General features: G+C 73.0%; 13 protein-coding genes and 1 pseudogene. 8 read left to right on the top strand and 6 right to left on the bottom strand.

What is annotated here, in order from left to right; translation table 11 throughout:
* Positions 1-8: 8 nt before the first annotated feature.
* Positions 9-965, bottom strand: coding sequence for a quinone oxidoreductase family protein (locus OG370_RS24880; RefSeq protein WP_328467885.1), 957 nt, complete (start codon positions 963-965; stop codon positions 9-11).
* 159 nt (positions 966-1,124) lie between these two features.
* Between OG370_RS24880 and OG370_RS24875 the strand changes: the two genes are divergently transcribed.
* From OG370_RS24875 to OG370_RS24865, 3 genes are all read left to right on the top strand, one after another.
* Positions 1,125-1,784 (top strand): response regulator transcription factor, encoded by a 660-nt coding sequence (locus OG370_RS24875; RefSeq protein WP_328474390.1) that lies wholly within the window; start codon positions 1,125-1,127, stop codon positions 1,782-1,784.
* Between the two features lie 230 nt (positions 1,785-2,014).
* Complete coding sequence (locus OG370_RS24870) at positions 2,015-4,045, top strand: 2-oxoacid:acceptor oxidoreductase subunit alpha (RefSeq protein ID WP_443060892.1); 2,031 nt, start codon at positions 2,015-2,017, stop codon at positions 4,043-4,045.
* Between the two features lie 106 nt (positions 4,046-4,151).
* Positions 4,152-5,177, top strand: coding sequence for a 2-oxoacid:ferredoxin oxidoreductase subunit beta (locus OG370_RS24865; RefSeq protein ID WP_328474388.1), 1,026 nt, complete (start codon positions 4,152-4,154; stop codon positions 5,175-5,177).
* A 76-nt stretch (positions 5,178-5,253) separates the two neighbouring features.
* On the opposite strand, the gene OG370_RS24860 is transcribed toward OG370_RS24865, so the two are convergent.
* The gene (locus OG370_RS24860) at positions 5,254-5,616 is read right to left on the bottom strand and encodes a winged helix-turn-helix transcriptional regulator (protein WP_328467881.1); all 363 of its coding nucleotides are present in this window, start codon (positions 5,614-5,616) and stop codon (positions 5,254-5,256) included.
* 107 nt (positions 5,617-5,723) lie between these two features.
* Between OG370_RS24860 and OG370_RS24855 the strand changes: the two genes are divergently transcribed.
* Together OG370_RS24855 and rarD are read left to right on the top strand one after the other, a co-directional pair.
* Positions 5,724-6,584 carry an SDR family oxidoreductase gene (locus OG370_RS24855; RefSeq protein ID WP_328467879.1) on the top strand — a complete coding sequence of 287 codons (861 nt, stop codon included), beginning with the start codon at positions 5,724-5,726 and terminating at the stop codon, positions 6,582-6,584.
* Between the two features lie 121 nt (positions 6,585-6,705).
* On the top strand, positions 6,706-7,683 hold the full coding sequence (gene rarD, locus OG370_RS24850; RefSeq protein WP_328467877.1) for an EamA family transporter RarD: 978 nt from the start codon (positions 6,706-6,708) through the stop codon (positions 7,681-7,683).
* Here the strand turns inward: rarD and OG370_RS24845 are convergent.
* From OG370_RS24845 to OG370_RS24830, 4 genes are all read right to left on the bottom strand, one after another.
* On the bottom strand, positions 7,673-8,689 hold the full coding sequence (locus OG370_RS24845; RefSeq protein ID WP_328467875.1) for an ABC transporter permease: 1,017 nt from the start codon (positions 8,687-8,689) through the stop codon (positions 7,673-7,675). The genes rarD and OG370_RS24845 overlap by 11 nt on opposite strands.
* Positions 8,676-9,695 (bottom strand): ABC transporter ATP-binding protein, encoded by a 1,020-nt coding sequence (locus tag OG370_RS24840; protein ID WP_328467873.1) that lies wholly within the window; start codon positions 9,693-9,695, stop codon positions 8,676-8,678. The genes OG370_RS24845 and OG370_RS24840 overlap by 14 nt, the downstream gene beginning before the upstream one ends.
* A 52-nt stretch (positions 9,696-9,747) precedes the next feature.
* Entirely contained in the window at positions 9,748-11,028 is a 1,281-nt protein-coding gene (locus OG370_RS24835) for a LolA family protein (RefSeq protein WP_328467871.1), read from the bottom strand.
* 328 nt (positions 11,029-11,356) lie between these two features.
* Positions 11,357-12,376 (bottom strand): polyprenyl synthetase family protein, encoded by a 1,020-nt coding sequence (locus OG370_RS24830; RefSeq protein ID WP_328467869.1) that lies wholly within the window; start codon positions 12,374-12,376, stop codon positions 11,357-11,359.
* A gap of 418 nt (positions 12,377-12,794) precedes the next feature.
* On the opposite strand from OG370_RS24830, the gene egtA reads away from it, so the two are divergent.
* From egtA to OG370_RS24815, 3 genes and pseudogenes are all read left to right on the top strand, one after another.
* A complete protein-coding gene (gene egtA, locus OG370_RS24825; protein WP_328467867.1) occupies positions 12,795-14,126 on the top strand; it encodes an ergothioneine biosynthesis glutamate--cysteine ligase EgtA in 1,332 nt (443 codons plus the stop codon).
* Between the two features lie 18 nt (positions 14,127-14,144).
* A complete protein-coding gene (gene egtB / locus OG370_RS24820) occupies positions 14,145-15,647 on the top strand; it encodes an ergothioneine biosynthesis protein EgtB (RefSeq protein ID WP_328467865.1) in 1,503 nt (500 codons plus the stop codon).
* Positions 15,647-16,168: pseudogene (locus OG370_RS24815) on the top strand (hypothetical protein); the annotation flags it as partial. The gene egtB and the pseudogene OG370_RS24815, both read left to right, overlap by 1 nt.
* Between the last annotated feature and the right edge of the window lie 323 nt (positions 16,169-16,491).

Here is a 16,491-nt window from a genome sequence, read left to right as displayed (position 1 = left end):
ATGGGAGGCTACGCGACCCGCAGCAGCACCTTTCCGGTGCCGCGGCCCGCCGCCAGGACCTCGTGGGCGTCGGCGGCCCGGTCGAGCGGGAGTTCCGAGGTGACGTCGAGCCGGATCGCGCCCGAGGCCAGCAGGGACAGCGCGGCCAGGGCGTGCGAGCGGACGGCGGTGGGGGCGCGGCGGGCGAGGTCGGCGATGTGGTAGCCGACCAGTGAGCGGTTGTTCTGCCACAGCGGCAGCAGCGGGAGGGTGAGGTCGGGGTGGCGGGCGGCCTCGCCGTACAGGGCGAGGCGGCCGAAGGGGGCGAGCAGCGGCAGCGAGGCGAGCCGGGTCGGGCCGCCGATCGGGTCGAGCACCACGTCGACCTCGCGGACCGCCTCGGCGAAGGCGTCCCGCGGGTGGACCGCGTCGTAGCCGAAGCGCTTGGCGTACTCGGCCTTCGCCGGGGAGCCGACCGTGCCGTAGACCGCTGCGGCGCCCAGGGCGCGGGCGATCTGCGCGGCGGCCGAGCCGATGCCGCCGGCGGCGGCGTGGATCAGCACGGTGTCGCCCGCGGTCAGCCGGGCGGCGCCGGCCAGGATGCCGTACGCGGCGGTGAGGGTCAGGCCCGCGCCGCCGCCGTCGCGCAGCGAGATCCCGTCGAGCGGGAAGGCGAAGTCCGCGGGGGCGAGGGCGTACTCGGCGTAGCCGCCGCCGTCGGGGAGGTAGGCGGCGACCTGCTCGCCGACCGCCAGGCCGGTCACGCCGGGGCCGACCGCCGCGACCTCGCCGGAGACCTCGAAGCCGGGCACGGTGGTGCGCCGCGGCGTGCCGAAGTCCCCGAGCCGGTGCCGCATCTCGTCGTGGTTGACGCCCGCGTACGCGACCCGGACCAGGAGCTGACCGGGGCCGGGCACGGGGGCGGGCAGATCCACGGGCTTGAGCACCTCAGGACCGCCGATGACGTCGAAACCGACCGCGCGCACACGTTCTCCTCTCCCTGGGCCCCGCCCGCATGGGCAGCTGCCTCTGATCGCCGGGCGCAACCTTGCCCACCCCGCACCGTATTCCTCATTGGGCCGCCGATGCTGGGATGCTGGGGGAGTCGGTTCGGACGGGGGAAGCTGGAGACCGTGGAGGACAGAGTGCGGGTCGTCATCGCCGAGGATTCGGTACTGCTCAGGGAGGGACTGACCCGGCTGCTGACCGACCGGGGTCACGACGTGGTCGCGGGGGTCGGCGACGCCGAGGGGCTGATCAAGGCGGTGCGCGAGCTGGCCGACCAGGGCGCGCCTCCCGACGTGGTGGTGGCCGACGTGCGGATGCCCCCGACGCACACCGACGAAGGGGTGCGCGCCGCCGTGCAATTGCGGAAGGAGCACCCGGGCGTCGGGGTGCTGGTGCTGTCGCAGTACGTCGAGGAGCAGTACGCGACGGAGCTGCTGGCGGGCAGCAGCCGCGGGGTGGGCTACCTGCTCAAGGACCGGGTGGCCGAGGTCCGCGAGTTCGTGGACGCGGTGGTCCGGGTCGCCGAGGGCGGCACCGCGCTGGACCCCGAGGTGGTCGCGCAGCTGCTCGGCCGCAGCCGCAAGCAGGATGTGCTGGCCGGGCTGACCCCGCGCGAGCGCGAGGTGCTGGGCCTGATGGCCGAGGGCCGGACCAACTCGGCGGTGGCCAAGCAGCTCGTGGTGAGCGACGGCGCCGTGGAGAAGCACGTGAGCAACATCTTCCTGAAGCTCGGGCTCGCGCCGAGTGAGGGAGATCACCGCCGGGTGCTGGCGGTGCTGACCTATTTGAACTCGTGAATTTCCGGAATCGCCGACCGGCTGTCTGACGGCGGGACGGGCAACAGCGCTGCGCAGGGGCAGGCAGCCGGGTGCGCGCACTGCCGTGCGCCCGGCTCCCAGATGCCGGGACGTACCGGGAAGGCGACCCTTACCGACGTACGATGACCGGTGAGAGCCTGTCGGGTGCCACCCGGGCGGAGGCCACCGGACAGGCTCTGCGCCGTGCCGCCGCGAAGGAGGTCCGTTCAGTGACCAGCCAGGTCAGCAGCCCCATCAACGAGGAACACGAGGGCCCGGGTACCGCTCTCGGCTCCCCGGTCGGGAAAGCCGAAGCGCTCGGGAGCCTCAAGGAACTCGGGGAGCTCGGGGAACTCGAAGAGCGCGGAGGGCTCGCAGAGCGCGGGGAACAGCGCACGTCCGACAAGGAGACCCGTCGGCTCGACCGGGTGATCATCCGGTTCGCCGGCGACTCCGGTGACGGGATGCAGCTCACCGGCGACCGCTTCACCTCCGAGACGGCGTCGTTCGGCAACGACCTGTCCACGCTGCCGAACTTCCCGGCCGAGATCCGGGCCCCCGCGGGCACGCTGCCGGGCGTCTCCTCGTTCCAGCTGCACTTCGCCGACCACGACATCCTCACCCCGGGTGACGCACCCGACGTGCTGGTGGCGATGAACCCGGCCGCCCTGAAGGCGAACCTGGCCGACCTGCCGCGGGGCGCGGAGGTCATCGTCAACACCGACGAGTTCACCAAGCGCGCGATGGCGAAGGTCGGGTACGCCGCCAGCCCGCTGGAGGACGGCTCGCTGGCGGCGTACGCGGTGCACCCCGTGCCGCTGACCACGCTGACCCTGGAGGCGCTGAAGGACAGCGGCCTGGCCCGCAAGGACGCCGAGCGCGCGAAGAACATGTTCGCGCTGGGCCTGCTCTCCTGGATGTACCACCGCCCGACCGAGGGCACCGAGTCCTTCCTGCGCAAGAAGTTCGCGAAGAAGCCGGACATCGCCGAGGCGAACGTCACCGCCTTCCGCGCCGGCTGGAACTTCGGCGAGACCACCGAGGACTTCGCGGTCTCCTACGAGGTCGCGCCCGCCGCCAGCGCCTTCCCGGCCGGCACCTACCGCAACATCTCGGGGAACCTCGCGCTCGCCTACGGGCTGATCGCGTCGTCGAGCCGCAGCGGGCTGCCGCTGTTCCTCGGCTCCTACCCGATCACCCCGGCCTCGGACATCCTGCACGAGCTGAGCCGGCACAAGAACTTCGGCGTGCGGACCTTCCAGGCCGAGGACGAGATCGCGGCCATCGGCGCGGCGCTGGGCGCCGCGTTCGGCGGGTCGCTGGCGGTCACCACCACCTCCGGGCCCGGGGTGGCGCTGAAGTCCGAGACGATCGGCCTGGCGGTGTCGCTGGAGCTGCCGCTGCTGGTGGTGGACATCCAGCGCGGCGGGCCGTCCACCGGCCTGCCGACCAAGACCGAGCAGGCCGACCTGCTCCAGGCGATGTACGGGCGCAACGGCGAGGCGCCGGTGCCGATCGTGGCCCCGGCCACCGCCGCGGACTGCTTCACCGCCGCGCTGGAGGCCGCCCGGATCGCGATCACCTACCGCACCCCGGTGATGCTGCTCTCCGACGGCTACCTCGCCAACGGGTCGGAGCCGTGGCGTGTCCCCGACGTCGCCGAACTGCCGGACCTGCGGGTGGAGTTCGCGTCCGGCCCGAACCACACCGCGGCCGACGGCACGGAGAGCTTCTGGCCGTACCTGCGCGACCCCGAGACCCTGGCCCGGCCCTGGGCGGTGCCCGGCACCCCGGGCCTCGAACACCGCATCGGCGGCATCGAGAAGCAGGACGGCACCGGGAACATCTCGTACGACCCGGCCAACCACGACTTCATGGTCCGCACCCGCCAGGCGAAGATCGACGGCATCGCGGTGCCCGACCTGGAGGTGGACGACCCCGGCGGCTCGGCGCGGACCCTGGTGCTGGGCTGGGGCTCGACCTACGGGCCGATCACCGCCGCGGTCCGCCGTACCCGCCGGGAGGGCGGCCAGGTCGCGCAGGCCCACCTGCGCCACCTCAACCCGTTCCCGGCCAACCTCGGGGCGGTGCTGGCCCGGTACGACAAGGTGCTGGTGCCGGAGATGAACCTCGGCCAGCTCGCGCACCTGCTCCGGGCGAAGTACCTCGTGGACGCCCATTCCTACACCCAGGTGACCGGACTGCCGTTCAAGGCCGAGCAGTTGGCGCAGGCCATCGCGAAGGAGAACGCGGATGTCTGAGACTCCCGCCGCCACACGCGCCGGCGGTGCCGCCGGCGCCGCTGTCGGGCCGCTCGCCGGCGCGACGGCACTGTCGCTGGTGCCCAAGGCCGGCGGCCCGCAGACCATGAAGGACTTCAAGTCCGACCAGGAGGTGCGCTGGTGCCCCGGCTGCGGTGACTACGCCATCCTCGCCGCCGTCCAGTCCTTCATGCCGGAGCTGGGCCTGGCCCGCGAGAACGTCGTCTTCGTCTCCGGGATCGGCTGCTCCTCCCGCTTCCCGTACTACATGAACACCTACGGGATGCACTCCATCCACGGCCGCGCCCCGGCCATCGCCACCGGCCTGGCCGCCTCCCGGCGCGACCTGAGCGTGTGGGTGGTCACCGGCGACGGCGACGCGCTGTCCATCGGCGGCAACCACCTCATCCACGCGCTGCGCCGCAACGTGAACCTGAAGATCCTGCTCTTCAACAACCGGATCTACGGCCTCACCAAGGGCCAGTACTCCCCCACCTCCGAGGTCGGGAAGATCACCAAGTCCACACCGATGGGCTCCCTCGACGCCCCGTTCAACCCGCTGTCGCTGGCGATCGGCGCCGAAGCCTCCTTCGTCGCCCGCACCATCGACTCCGACCGCAAGCACCTCCAGTCGGTGCTGCGCGCCGCCGCCGTCCACGAGGGCACCGCGCTCGTCGAGATCTACCAGAACTGCAACATCTTCAATGACGGCGCCTTCGACGTCCTCAAGGACAAGAGCACCGCGGAGAGCGCGCTGATCCGGCTGGAGCACGGCGCGCCCGTCCGCTTCGGCCCCGAGGGCTCGCGCGGCATCGTCCGCGACCCGCGCACCGGTGACCTCGGCATCGTGGACGTCACGGCCGACAACGAGGCGGACGTCCTGGTGCACGACGCCCACTCCCCCTCGCCCACCAACGCCTTCGCCCTGTCCCGCCTCACCGACGGCACCGCCTTCGGCCCCGGCACCGCCACCCCGATCGGCGTCTTCCGCGACACCACCCGCGCCGTCTACGACACGGACATGGCGGAGCAGCTCGAAGCGGCCACCACCCGCCAGGGCCCCGGCGACCTCGCCGGCCTCCTCGCGGGCACCGACACCTGGACCGTCGCCGACCAGCCCGCACCGCGCTGAACCCGCCCCACTCCGCACCCGCCCCGCCCTGCCGGCACCGCCCGGCACGGCGGGGCGGGCGCGTTCCGGCGTGGTGTCAGAGTGCCGCGTCGTAGGTCTGCTGGGCCGCGGTGACGGCGGTGACGTTCCGGGCGGTCCACTCGGCGAGGGCGCTGACCTTCTCGGCGACCTGGACCCCGAGCGTGGTGAGGTCGTAGTCGACGTGGGGCGGGATCACCGGGCGGGCCCGGCGGCGTATGAAACCGTCGCGCTCCAGGGTCCGCAGGGTCTGCGCCAGCATCTTCTCGCTCACCCCGCCGATCCGCCGGCGCAGCTCGCTGAAGCGCAGGGTCCCCGCGTCGGACAGCTGGACGAGAACGAGGACGCCCCAGGTGCTGGTGACGTGTTCGAGGACGGCCCGCTCGGGACAGCCGGCCCTGGCCGCTTCACTTACCTTCATGTAGGTACCGTACGTCAAGGTGGGTACTTTCCCACAGTTAGTGTTCGCGTTACGGTGGCGGGGAAGCCGGAGAGATCCGCATATCACCGCAGAACGGGAGCAACAGCATGAGCATCGTCGTCACCGGGGCCAGCGGGCAGTTGGGTCGGCTCGTCATCGAGGACCTGCTGGAGCGCGGGGTGGAGGCGGGGGACGTCGCCGCGGTCGTACGGGACCGGGGCAAGGCGGCCGACCTGGCCGCGAAGGGCGTGCAGGTGCGGGTCGCGGACTACGACGAGCCGGCGACGCTGAAGGAGGCGTTCAAGGCGGGCGACCGGGTGCTGTTCGTGTCGGGCAGCGAGGTCGGCCGTCGGCTGCCGCAACACACCGCCGTGGTGGACGCCGCACGCGAGGCGGGGGTCGGCCTGCTGGCGTACACGGGCATCCTGGGCGGCCCGGCGGCCGACTTCGCGCTCGCCGAGGAGCACAAGCTGACCGAGCAGCTGATCCTCGACTCGGGGCTGCCGCACACCTTCCTGCGCAACGGCTGGTACACCGAGGTCTACACGCAGAACCTCGGCACGGTGCTGGAGCACGGCGCCGTGGTCGCCAGCGCGGGCGAGGGCCGGGTGGCCTCGGCGGCGCGGGCGGACTACGCGGCCGCGGCGGCCGTCGTCCTCACCGGCGAGGGCCACGAGAACAAGGTGTACGAGCTGAGCGGCGACACCGCGTGGAGCTTCGCGGAGTACGCGGCGGCGGTCTCGGCGGCGACCGGCCGGGAGATCGCCTACCAGAACGTCTCGTCCGAGCAGTATCTGGACGTGCTGGTCGGCGCGGGCCTGCCGGCGGCGTTCGCCGAGGTGCTGGTCGACGTCGACCGGGCGATCGGGCGCGGCCTGCTCGCCGGCACCAGCGGCGAGCTGTCCCGGCTGATCGGCCGCCCGACCACGCCCATGCCGCAGTCGGTGGCCGCCGCGCTCAAGGGCTGACCCTCGCTCCTCCCCGTACGGCGCCCGGCCTGTCATGACCACAGTTCGATATGGCCATGACAGGCCGAGCCGTCGCCCGCTACCGTCGTCAGTGCCGTGCGGCGTCGGGAGGGGCGGGCGAATGGGCGAGCAGCGGGTGGGACTGGGCTACGGCTTCGCGGCGTACGGGCTGTGGGGGCTCTTCCCGCTGTACTGGCCGCTGTTGGAGCCGGCCGGGGCCCTGGAGATCCTGGCGCACCGGATGGTGTGGTCGCTCGGGGTGGCCACCGTCATCCTGCTGGCGCTGCGCCGCTGGGCGTGGATCGCCGAACTGGTCCGGCAGCCGCGGCGGATGGCGCTGATCGCCTCGGCGGCCACCGCGGTCACGGTGAACTGGGGCGTGTACATCTGGGCGGTGAACGCCGGCCATGTGGTCGAGGCGGCCCTCGGCTACTTCATCAACCCGCTGGTCACCATCGCGCTCGGCGTGCTGGTGCTGCACGAGCGGCTGCGGCCGGTGCAGTGGGCGGCCGTCGGCATCGGCTGCCTGTCGGTGGTCGTGCTGGCCGTCGGCTACGGGCGGCTGCCGTGGATCGCGCTCACCCTGGCCTTCTCCTTCGGCGGCTACGGGCTGATCAAGAAGAAGGTGGCGATGGGCGGGCTGGAGTCGCTCGCCGCCGAGGCCGGCGTCCAGTTCCTGCCGGCGCTCGCCTACCTGATGGTGCTGGGCGCCCAGGGGCACTCGACCTTCACCCACCACGGTCCGGGGCACGCCGCGCTGCTCGCCGCCTGCGGGCTGGTCACCGCGATACCGCTGATCTTCTTCGGCATGGCCGCGACCCGGCTGCCGCTCTCCACGATCGGCCTGATGCAGTACCTCACCCCCGTCTCCCAGTTCCTGATCGGGGTGCTGTACTTCCACGAGACGATGCCGCCGGACCGGTGGGCCGGGTTCTTCCTGGTCTGGGCCGCGCTGGCGGTGCTCACCTGGGACGCCCTGCGCGCCGCCCGCCGGGGCCGGCTCGCGCTCGCCGGCGCGGCGGCCGGACCCGCGAACGGGAACGAGAGCGAAAACGGTTCCGCGAGCCCGACGACGACCGCCGGCCCGGCTACGCGGTGACGTCCCGCGAGGTGAAGCGCGCCCACGCGGCCGACCCGAACACGGCCACGTACAGGGCCTGCAGGCCGAGGTTCTTCCCGATCGCGTCCCACGGCACGGGGTCGCGCAGCACGTCGGCGAAGCTCAGCCAGTAGTGCGGGAAGAGGTACGGCTGGACCGCGTGCAGCTGGGGGATCGTGTCCACGATCTGCACGGTGATCAGCAGCCCGACGGTGGCCGCCATGGCGCCGATCCCGCTGTCGGTGAGGGTGGAGACGAACAGCCCGAGCGCGGCGATGCCCACCAGGGACCCGGCCACCAGGACCGCGATCAGCAGGGCGCGCAGCATGCCCTGGGAGAGCGGGAGGGTGGTGCCGGAGAGCGTGGTCACGTCGCCGACCGGGAAGAGCACGAAACCGACGACCAGGCCCGACACGGCGACGACCAGCGTGGCCACCAGGCAGAAGGCCAGCACCGAGGCGTACTTGGCCAGCAGCAGCCGGGACCGCCCGGCGGGCGCGACCAGCAGGTAGCGCAGGGTGCCGCCGCTCGCCTCGCCCGCGATCGCGTCGCCCGCGACCACGCCGATCGCCATCGGCAGGAAGAACGGCAGGGTGGCGGCGAGCGCGGTGAACGCGAGGAACAGGCCGTTGTTGCTGACCTGCTGGATGAACGCGGGGCCGCCGTCGCCGTTGGCGCCGCCGCCGATCGAGCTTCCGTCGCGGGTCTCGATCCGGACCGCGATGCCCACCAGCACCGGCACGCCCGCCAGCACCGCGAACAGCGCGAGGGTGCGCCAGCGCCGGAACACGGTGACCAGTTCGGAGCGGAACAGCCCGAGGGACCACAGCAGCCGCGGCGCCCTGGGGGAGCCGAGGTCCGGCTCCGGCGCGGTGGGGTTCCGAGCGGTACGCTCCCGCGCGGCGCCGGCACCCGCAGCCGAATCCGTACCCGTGTCCGTATCCGCGCCCGTATCCGTATCCGTGTCCGTGCCGGCGCCTTCCGGTGCCGTCTCAGCCCGCGACATCGAAGCCCTCCCCGGTCAGCGCCACGAACGCGTCCTCCAGCGAGCCGCGTTCGAGGCCGAAGCCGCGCACCCGGACGCCTGCCGCGACCAGGGCGGCGTTCAGCTCCGCGAGGTCGGGCGGGTCGGCGGGCAGCTCGCCGGTGACGCGCTGCCCGTCGGTGGCCAGGGCGGTCACGCCGTGCTCGGCCAGTACCCGGGTCGCGTCGGCCGGGTCCGGCGTGGTGACGGCGAGCCGCCCGCGGCTGCCGGCCGACAGTTCGGTGACCGGTCCCTGGGTGATCAGCCGGCCGCGGGCCATCACGGCGACATGCGTGCAGACCTGCTCGATCTCGTCCAGCAGGTGGGAGGAGAGGAAGACGGTCGTGCCGTCGGCGGCCAACTCCCTGACCAGGGCGCGGATCTCCCGCATGCCCTGCGGGTCGAGGCCGTTCGTCGGCTCGTCCAGCACCAGCAGGTCGCGCGGCTGGAGCAGCGCCGCGGCCAGGCCGAGGCGCTGCTTCATGCCGAGCGAGTACTGCTTGGCCTTCTTCCCCGCGGCCGCGGCCAGCCCCACCCGGTCCAGGGCGGCGCCGACCCGGGCCCGCCGGGTGCGGGGGTCGGCGGTCGGGTCGGCCGCGTCGTACCGCAGCAGGTTGTCGCGGCCGGACAGGAAGCCGTACAGCGCCGGGCCCTCGATGAGCGCGCCGACCCGGGGCAGCACCGAGCGGGCCGCGCGCGGCATCGGGCGGCCCAGTACCCGGGCGGTGCCCGCGGTCGGCTCGATCAGGCCCATCAGCATCCGGATGGTGGTGGTCTTGCCCGAGCCGTTCGGCCCGAGGAAGCCGAAGACGCTGCCGCGCGGCACCCGCAGGTCCAAGCCGTCGACGGCGAGGGTGCCGTGGTAGCGCTTGGCGAGGCCGCGGGTCTCGATCACGACCTCGCCCGGGGCCTCCGCCTCAGCCCGCGGCCCCGTCTCAACCCGCGCCGCCGCCTCGTCCCGCGCCGCTGCCTGGGCCGGCTTCGCCATCACGCTCCCTCGCTCCCCCGGTCCGCTGCCCGCCCGGGTCCGGCCGCACGCGTCACTTCGCGGCGTCGGCCGCCGCGGTCAGCGCGGACTGGGTGACCGCGCCGACGTAGAGCTTGCCCTTGTCGGTGAGGAGCACGTTGACCAGGCGGGTGTGGAAGACCGTGCCGCTGCCGAAGGAGCCGGTGACCTTGGTGCCGTAGCTGTTGAGCAGGGACTGCGGGTCGTCGCCGCCGTGGCCGGAACCGGCCTTGCCCTTGCCGTCCGAGCCGAAGCCCGCGCCGCCGTCCGCCGCCTTGCCCGCGGACGCCAGGGCGCCGGTGTCGATCACCGCGATGGAGTCCCAGCCGGTGCCGAGCACGGTCGGCTCGGCGGCGCCGGGCACGGCGTTCTGCGAACCGTTGCCGACGTCGCCGGGGTGCGCGCCGGACGTCTTGCCCTCGGTCACCTTCACGCCCTTGGGCGGGCTGAACGAGAAGGTGCTCGCGGCCGGCGCGCCGAAACCGACCTTGGTGAAGCCGATGTCGAAGACCGCCTTGCCGCCGCCCTTCGGGACGAGGGTGAACTTCAGCGGCACCCCGGTGGAGGAGTCCACCGCGATCCGGATGCTCCCGACCGTGGTGGTGCCGGCGTGCTCGGGCGTGACCACCAGTTCGTACGCGCTGCGGCCGGCCACCCGTGCGGTGCCGTCGACCGTGATCGAGGCGATGCCCCGCGCCGCCTTCAGCACCTGCTCGGCGGCGGCCTGCGGGGTGGTCGGCACGCCCTCGGGCAGCTGCGACGGCTGCTGGTCCGGCGCGGCCGCGGGCAGGGTCGAGTGGTACGCCTGGTCGGACGCGCTGTCGTACGCCCACAGTTGGGTGCCGTTGTGGATGACGCTGTACTCGGCGGTGGGCTCGATGAGCGAGACCTTCTGCCGGTCCGGGCCGTCGACCGAGACATGCAGCTGGTGGGTGCCGGCGAGCAGTTGGGCGAGCCGGGTCTGCGGCGCCGCCGAGGACGAGCCGCCCTTCCCGGCGCCGCCCGCGCCCGACAGCAGGCTCCCCGCCGCGCCCCCCGAGAGCGCGTCGGGCAGGCCGAGGTCGGTGCTCACCTTCACGGTGCCGTCGACGGTCCGGGTGTTCGAGGCCGCGATCTTCGTCAGCAGTTGCTGTGTGGTGATCTTCGGCAGCGAGGGGTCGCCCGCGTCCGCCAGCGCCGGGACCAGGGTGATGGTCGCCGCCGCCACGCCCGCCACGGCGACCGGCACGGTGTAGCGCGCGATCTTCCGGCCGCGGCCGCGCGGTTCGTCGGGCTCGTCCGGTTCGGGTCGCCCGATCGGTTGGATCAGTGCCATTGCGTCCTACCTCCGTCGTGAGCGGCGGCCTACTCGCACGTGTCCCACTACCCGGGCCATTGTCGCCCAGTCCGCCGTGAAATGGGGCACCCCCATACGACCAAACTCCCGCCCCCCGCGCATCCCTCCGGGGTCGCGCCCCTCCCTACGCCCCCGGTATGACGCTCCCTCCGCAGGTGCCCCTTTTCGCGGAGGGAGCCGCACTACCCAGGGGCGCGTGGGGTACCACCCAGGCGAAGTTCTACGGGAGGACCGCGCGCGCAGCCACCCACCGAGAGGTGGTCCCTCAACCGACGGAACCACCCACCCTGGAGGGTCAGGGGCCCCCTCAACCCGCGCGGTGGACCACCGCATCGCACAACGCCGCCAAAGACGCCTTCGCGGGAAGATCCGGAAGCGGCGCCAGCGCCGCCCGCGCCTCATCCGCGTACCGCACCGTGTCCCGTCGAGCCTGCTCCAACGCCGGATGCGCCCGAAGCAGGCGCAGCGCCTCCGCGTGCAGCACATCATCCGTGAGGTCACCGTCGAGGAGTTCGTTCAGCCGCCGGTCCTCCGGCGTCGCCGACCCCTTCCCCTGCGCGTGCCACCTGCGCACGTGCAGGACCGGCAGCGTCGGAATCCCCTCGCGCAGATCCGTCCCGGGCGTCTTGCCCGACTCGTGGCTGTCGCTGGCGATGTCCAGCACGTCGTCCGCGAGTTGGAACGCCGCGCCGATCCGCTCGCCGTACTGAGTGAGGACGTGCACCACCGACTCGTCGGCGCCGGACATCATCGCCCCGAACCGCCCGGAGACCGCCATCAGCGAGCTGGTCTTGCCCGCGATGACCTCCAGGTAGTGGTCGAGCGGGTCGCGGCCGTCGCGCGGGCCGACGGTCTCCATGATCTGCCCGGTGACCAACCGTTCGAACGCCTCTGCCTGCACCCGCACCGCCTCCGGCCCGAGGTCGGCGAGGATGTGGGAGGCGCGGGCGAAGAGGAAGTCGCCGGTGAGCACGGCAACCGAGTTGCCCCAGCGGGAGTTGGCGCTGGGCACCCCGCGGCGTACGTCGGCCTCGTCCATGACGTCGTCGTGGTAGAGGGTGGCGAGGTGGGTCAACTCCACGACGACGGCGGCCGGCACCACGCCGGGCGCGTGCGGGTCGCCGAACTGGGCCCCGAGCATCACCAGGAGTGGCCGGAAGCGCTTGCCGCCGGCCTGCAGAAGGTGTCTGGCCGTGTCGGTGATGAAGGGGACGTCGCTCTTGGTCGCCTCCAGCAGCCCTTCCTCCACGGCTGCGAGACCAGCCTGGACGTCGGCATCGAGGTTCTCGTCCCACACGCTCAGCCCGAAGGGCCCGACGACGGTCACGAGGGGTACTCCTGTCGCTGGTCTGGCATCTGGCGGGGTCTGGGCTTGGGCGGCTACGCGGCTACGACGACCGGGGCGCTTCCGCGGGTTCCATCCGGGGACGGGGACCTGCGACTGCTCCTACCGGCAGGGTAGCCGGTCAGGTGTTGATCACCGCCGGGGCATCGCCCTGCGACGAGCTACGGACGATCACCGCCCGTATAATCCTGATCACCTGGTTTATTCATATATGACCCACACGAAAGAGTGAAGCGCGCGGACAGGGGAATACTCGGCCGATATCGAATGCTTGACCGCATGCCCGTTCATCATTACGTAAGACCGCCACGCACCATGGCGAACTACACTCTCGACAGCAACATGTGACATGTCCTCGCTTCGGATGAACACCCGACAGAAGAACTGAGGAGGTGGACCGATGGCTACCAAGCGTGCCGACCGTGGTGAAGACCTCACCGAGGACGGGGCGGAAGCCCACGTACGCGGGGTGTGCTTCAAGACGGGCCCGCCCGAGCGGACCGGCGTGGAGCTGGAGTGGCTCGTCCAGGACCGCTCCGATCCACGCGAACTGATACCCGTCGAACGACTGGACGCGGCGCTCGCGCCGGTCGAGGCCCCAGGGGCACTGCTCCGGGGCAGCAGGCTCACCCGTGAACCGGGTGGCCAGGTGGAGCTGAGTTCTCCACCCGCACCCACCCTCGCGGGGTGCGTGAAGGCGATGGCAGAAGACCTCGCCACCCTCAGGGAAGCCGTCGAACGAGCCGGACTGGTGCTCGTCGGACACGGCATGGACCCCCACCGCGAACCGCCCCGGGTCCTCGACCATCCCCGCTACCGGGCGATGGAACGCTTCTTCGACCGCGAGGGCCCCTGGGGTCGTACGATGATGCGCCGCACCGCGTCCTTGCAGGTCAACCTGGACAGCGGTGACGACAGCGAGGGCGTGGCCGGCTACCGCAGGCGTTGGGCGCTCGCCCACCGGATCGGCCCGGTGATGGTCGCGGCGTTCGCGAACTCGCCCTTCCGGGACGGCCGCCCGACCGGCTGGGTGTCCACCCGGCAGGCCAACTGGGCCCTGATGGACCCCGGCAGGACCCGGCAGCCGCACCACGACGGGATGGACGAGGACCCGCGTGCCGCCTGGGCGCGGTACGCCCTGGACGCCAGGGTGCTGTGCATCCGCCAGGAGTGCGCGGACTCGGAATCGAGCTCGGATCTCGGCCCGAACACCGGCACGGTGAGAGCCTCTTTTGAGGACTGGTCCGCACCTCCTGGGCTCACTTTCCGCCAGTGGGTGCGCGGTGCCCCGGGAGTCCGGCGGCCCACCGTCGCCGATCTGGACTACCACCTCAGCACTCTCTTCCCGCCGGTCCGCCCGCGCGGCTGGCTGGAGCTGCGGATGACCGACGCGCAGGACGGCGAGCAGTGGATCGTGCCGACCGTGCTCGCGGCAACCCTGTTGGACGATCCGGTCGCCGCCGAGACCGCGTACGCGGCCACCGAACCGCTCAGCACGGATGGTGACCCTCTCCCCTCCGATCTCGTCTGGCGTCGCGCCGCCCGGGTCGGCCTGGCCGACCCCGAACTGGCCAAGGCGGCCCGCGCCTGCTTCGCCGCCGCCGAGAGCGCCCTCGCGCGCCCCGGCGCTTCCCCGGCCCTGCGGCGGGCCGTCTCCGACTTCGCCGAGCGCTATCCAGAACGCGGCCGATGTCCGGCCCACGACCAGTTGGACGCGTTGAGCCGCGCCTGACCCTCCGGAAGGCTAGTCGTGACAGACCCTCGTACCCCGCACCGCAACACTGCCGAAAACCGGACCACTTCAGCCGCATCCGAATCTTCAGACCCTTCCGCCACTTCAGCCCCGGAGAACCCGGCGGGCCCGAGCGGCGGGCCGGTCGCGGCGCCCGCCGACCCGGCCGCCCGCGCGCTCGCCGCGCTCCAGGCCGCGCGGCACCGTACCGGCCTGCTCACCGACTCCGTCACCGACGACGACCTCGTCGCCCAGCACTCCCGGCTGATGTCGCCGCTGGTGTGGGACCTGGCGCACATCGGCAACCAGGAGGAGCTGTGGCTGATCCGCGAGGCGGGTCGGCGCACCGGGGTGCGGCCCGACCTGGACCACCTCTACGACGCGTTCCGGCACCCCCGCGCCGACCGCCCCGCGCTGCCGCTGCTCGGCCCGGCGGAGGCCCGCGGCTACGTCGCCGAGGTACGCGACGAGACCCTCGACGTACTGGCCGGCATCGACACCGACCCAGCGCACCCCGAGCGGCTGCTGGCGGGCGGCTTCGTCTTCGGGATGCTCGCCCAGCACGAGGCGCAGCACGGCGAGACGATGCTCGCCACCCACCAGTTGAGGTCGGGGCCGGCCGTGCTGGACGCGCCCGCGCCGCCGCCCGCACCCGCCGACGCGGCCGCGCTGCCGCGTGAAGTCCTCGTCCCCGGCGGCCCGTTCACGATGGGCACCAGCACCGAGCCGTGGGCGCTGGACAACGAACTACCCGCGCACGAGGTGCCGGTGGCACCGTTCTGGCTGGACACCGTGCCGGTCAGCAACGCGCGGTACGCCGACTTCATCGCGGCCGGCGGCTACCGCGACCCGCAGTGGTGGACGCCCGAGGGCTGGCGGCACGTCCAGGACGCGGGGCTCACCGCGCCGCTGTTCTGGTCCCGCGACGGCGACCGCTGGATACGCCGCAGGTTCGGCCACGTGGAGGCGGTGCCCGCCGACGAGCCGGTGCTGCACGTGTGCTGGTACGAGGCCGACGCCTACGCGCGGTGGGCGGGCCGGCGGCTGCCGACCGAGGCGGAGTGGGAGAAGGCGGCCCGGCACGACCCGCTCTCCGGCCGCTCGCGCCGCTACCCGTGGGGCGACGCCGACCCCGGCCCCGAACACGCCAACCTCGGCCAGCGCCATCTGCGGCCCGCCCCCGTGGGCAGCTACCCCGAAGGTGCGGCGCCCAGCGGCGCCCGGCAGCTCGTCGGCGACGTGTGGGAGTGGACGTCCTCGGACTTCACGCCCTACCCGGGCTTCGCCCCGTTCCCCTACAAGGAGTACTCCGAGGTGTTCTTCGGCCCGGAGTACAAGGTGCTGCGCGGGGGCGCCTTCGGAGTGGACCCGGTGGCCTGCCGCGGCACCTTCCGGAACTGGGACTACCCGATCCGGCGGCAGATCTTCGCCGGGTTCCGCACGGCGAGGGACGTCACGGACCCGGCGGACGCGGCGGCGGATCACGGCGGTTCGGGTCCGGCGGGCGGAGGGGCCGCCTGATGTGCCGCCATCTCGCGTACGTGGGGTCGCCGTTGCCGCTGGCGCGGCTGCTCGTCACGCCTCCCCGGGGGCTGTACGAGCAGTCCTGGCAGCCGCGCCGGCAGCGGCACGGCACGGTGAACGCCGACGGGTTCGGGGTCGGCTGGTACCCGCCGGAGCCCGCACCCGGCGTGCTCGGTGGGCCCGGTGGGCCCGGTCAGCCCGGCGGACCCGCTGAGCCCGGTGCGCCCGTGTCGTACGGCACGGCGCCGGCGGACGGCTCGCCCGGTCCCGAGCGGCCCGGCGACGAGGGGCCGGCCGTGCCCGCGCGGTACCGGCGGGCGCTTCCGGTCTGGGCCGACCCGAACTTCGCCGAGCTGGCCCGGGTGATCCGCAGCGGTGCCGTACTGGCCGCGGTGCGGTCGGCCACCGAGGGCACCACGCCCGACGAGTCGGCGGCCGCGCCCTTCCGGGACGGGCGCTGGCTCTTCAGCCACAACGGTGCCGTGCCGGACTGGACCCGGCTGCCGACCGGGCTGGACCCGGCCGAACTCCTCGCCCTGGAGGCGCGTTCGGACTCCGCGCTGCTGTGGGCGATGCTCGCGGGCCGGCTGCGCCGGGGCGAGCCGCCGGGCGGCGCGCTGGCCGCGGTGGTCCGCGAGGTCGCCGCCGCCCGGCCCACCGCGAGGCTCAACTTCCTGCTCACCGACGGCCGTACCATCGCCGCCAGCGCGTGGGGCGACACGCTCTGGTACCGGCTCGGTCCGGGCGCGGTGGTCGTCGCGTCCGAACCCGACGACGCGGTAGGGGACTTGCTCGGCGAATGGCGTGAAGTCCCCGACCGCTCCCTGCTCCTGGCCACCCC

It is taken from the genome of Streptomyces sp. NBC_00448 (genome assembly GCF_036014115.1).
Classification (GTDB): Bacteria; Actinomycetota; Actinomycetes; order Streptomycetales; family Streptomycetaceae; genus Actinacidiphila.
The sequence above is the reverse complement of the archived record's forward strand: the minus strand, read 5'-3'. Positions and strand labels throughout refer to the sequence as shown.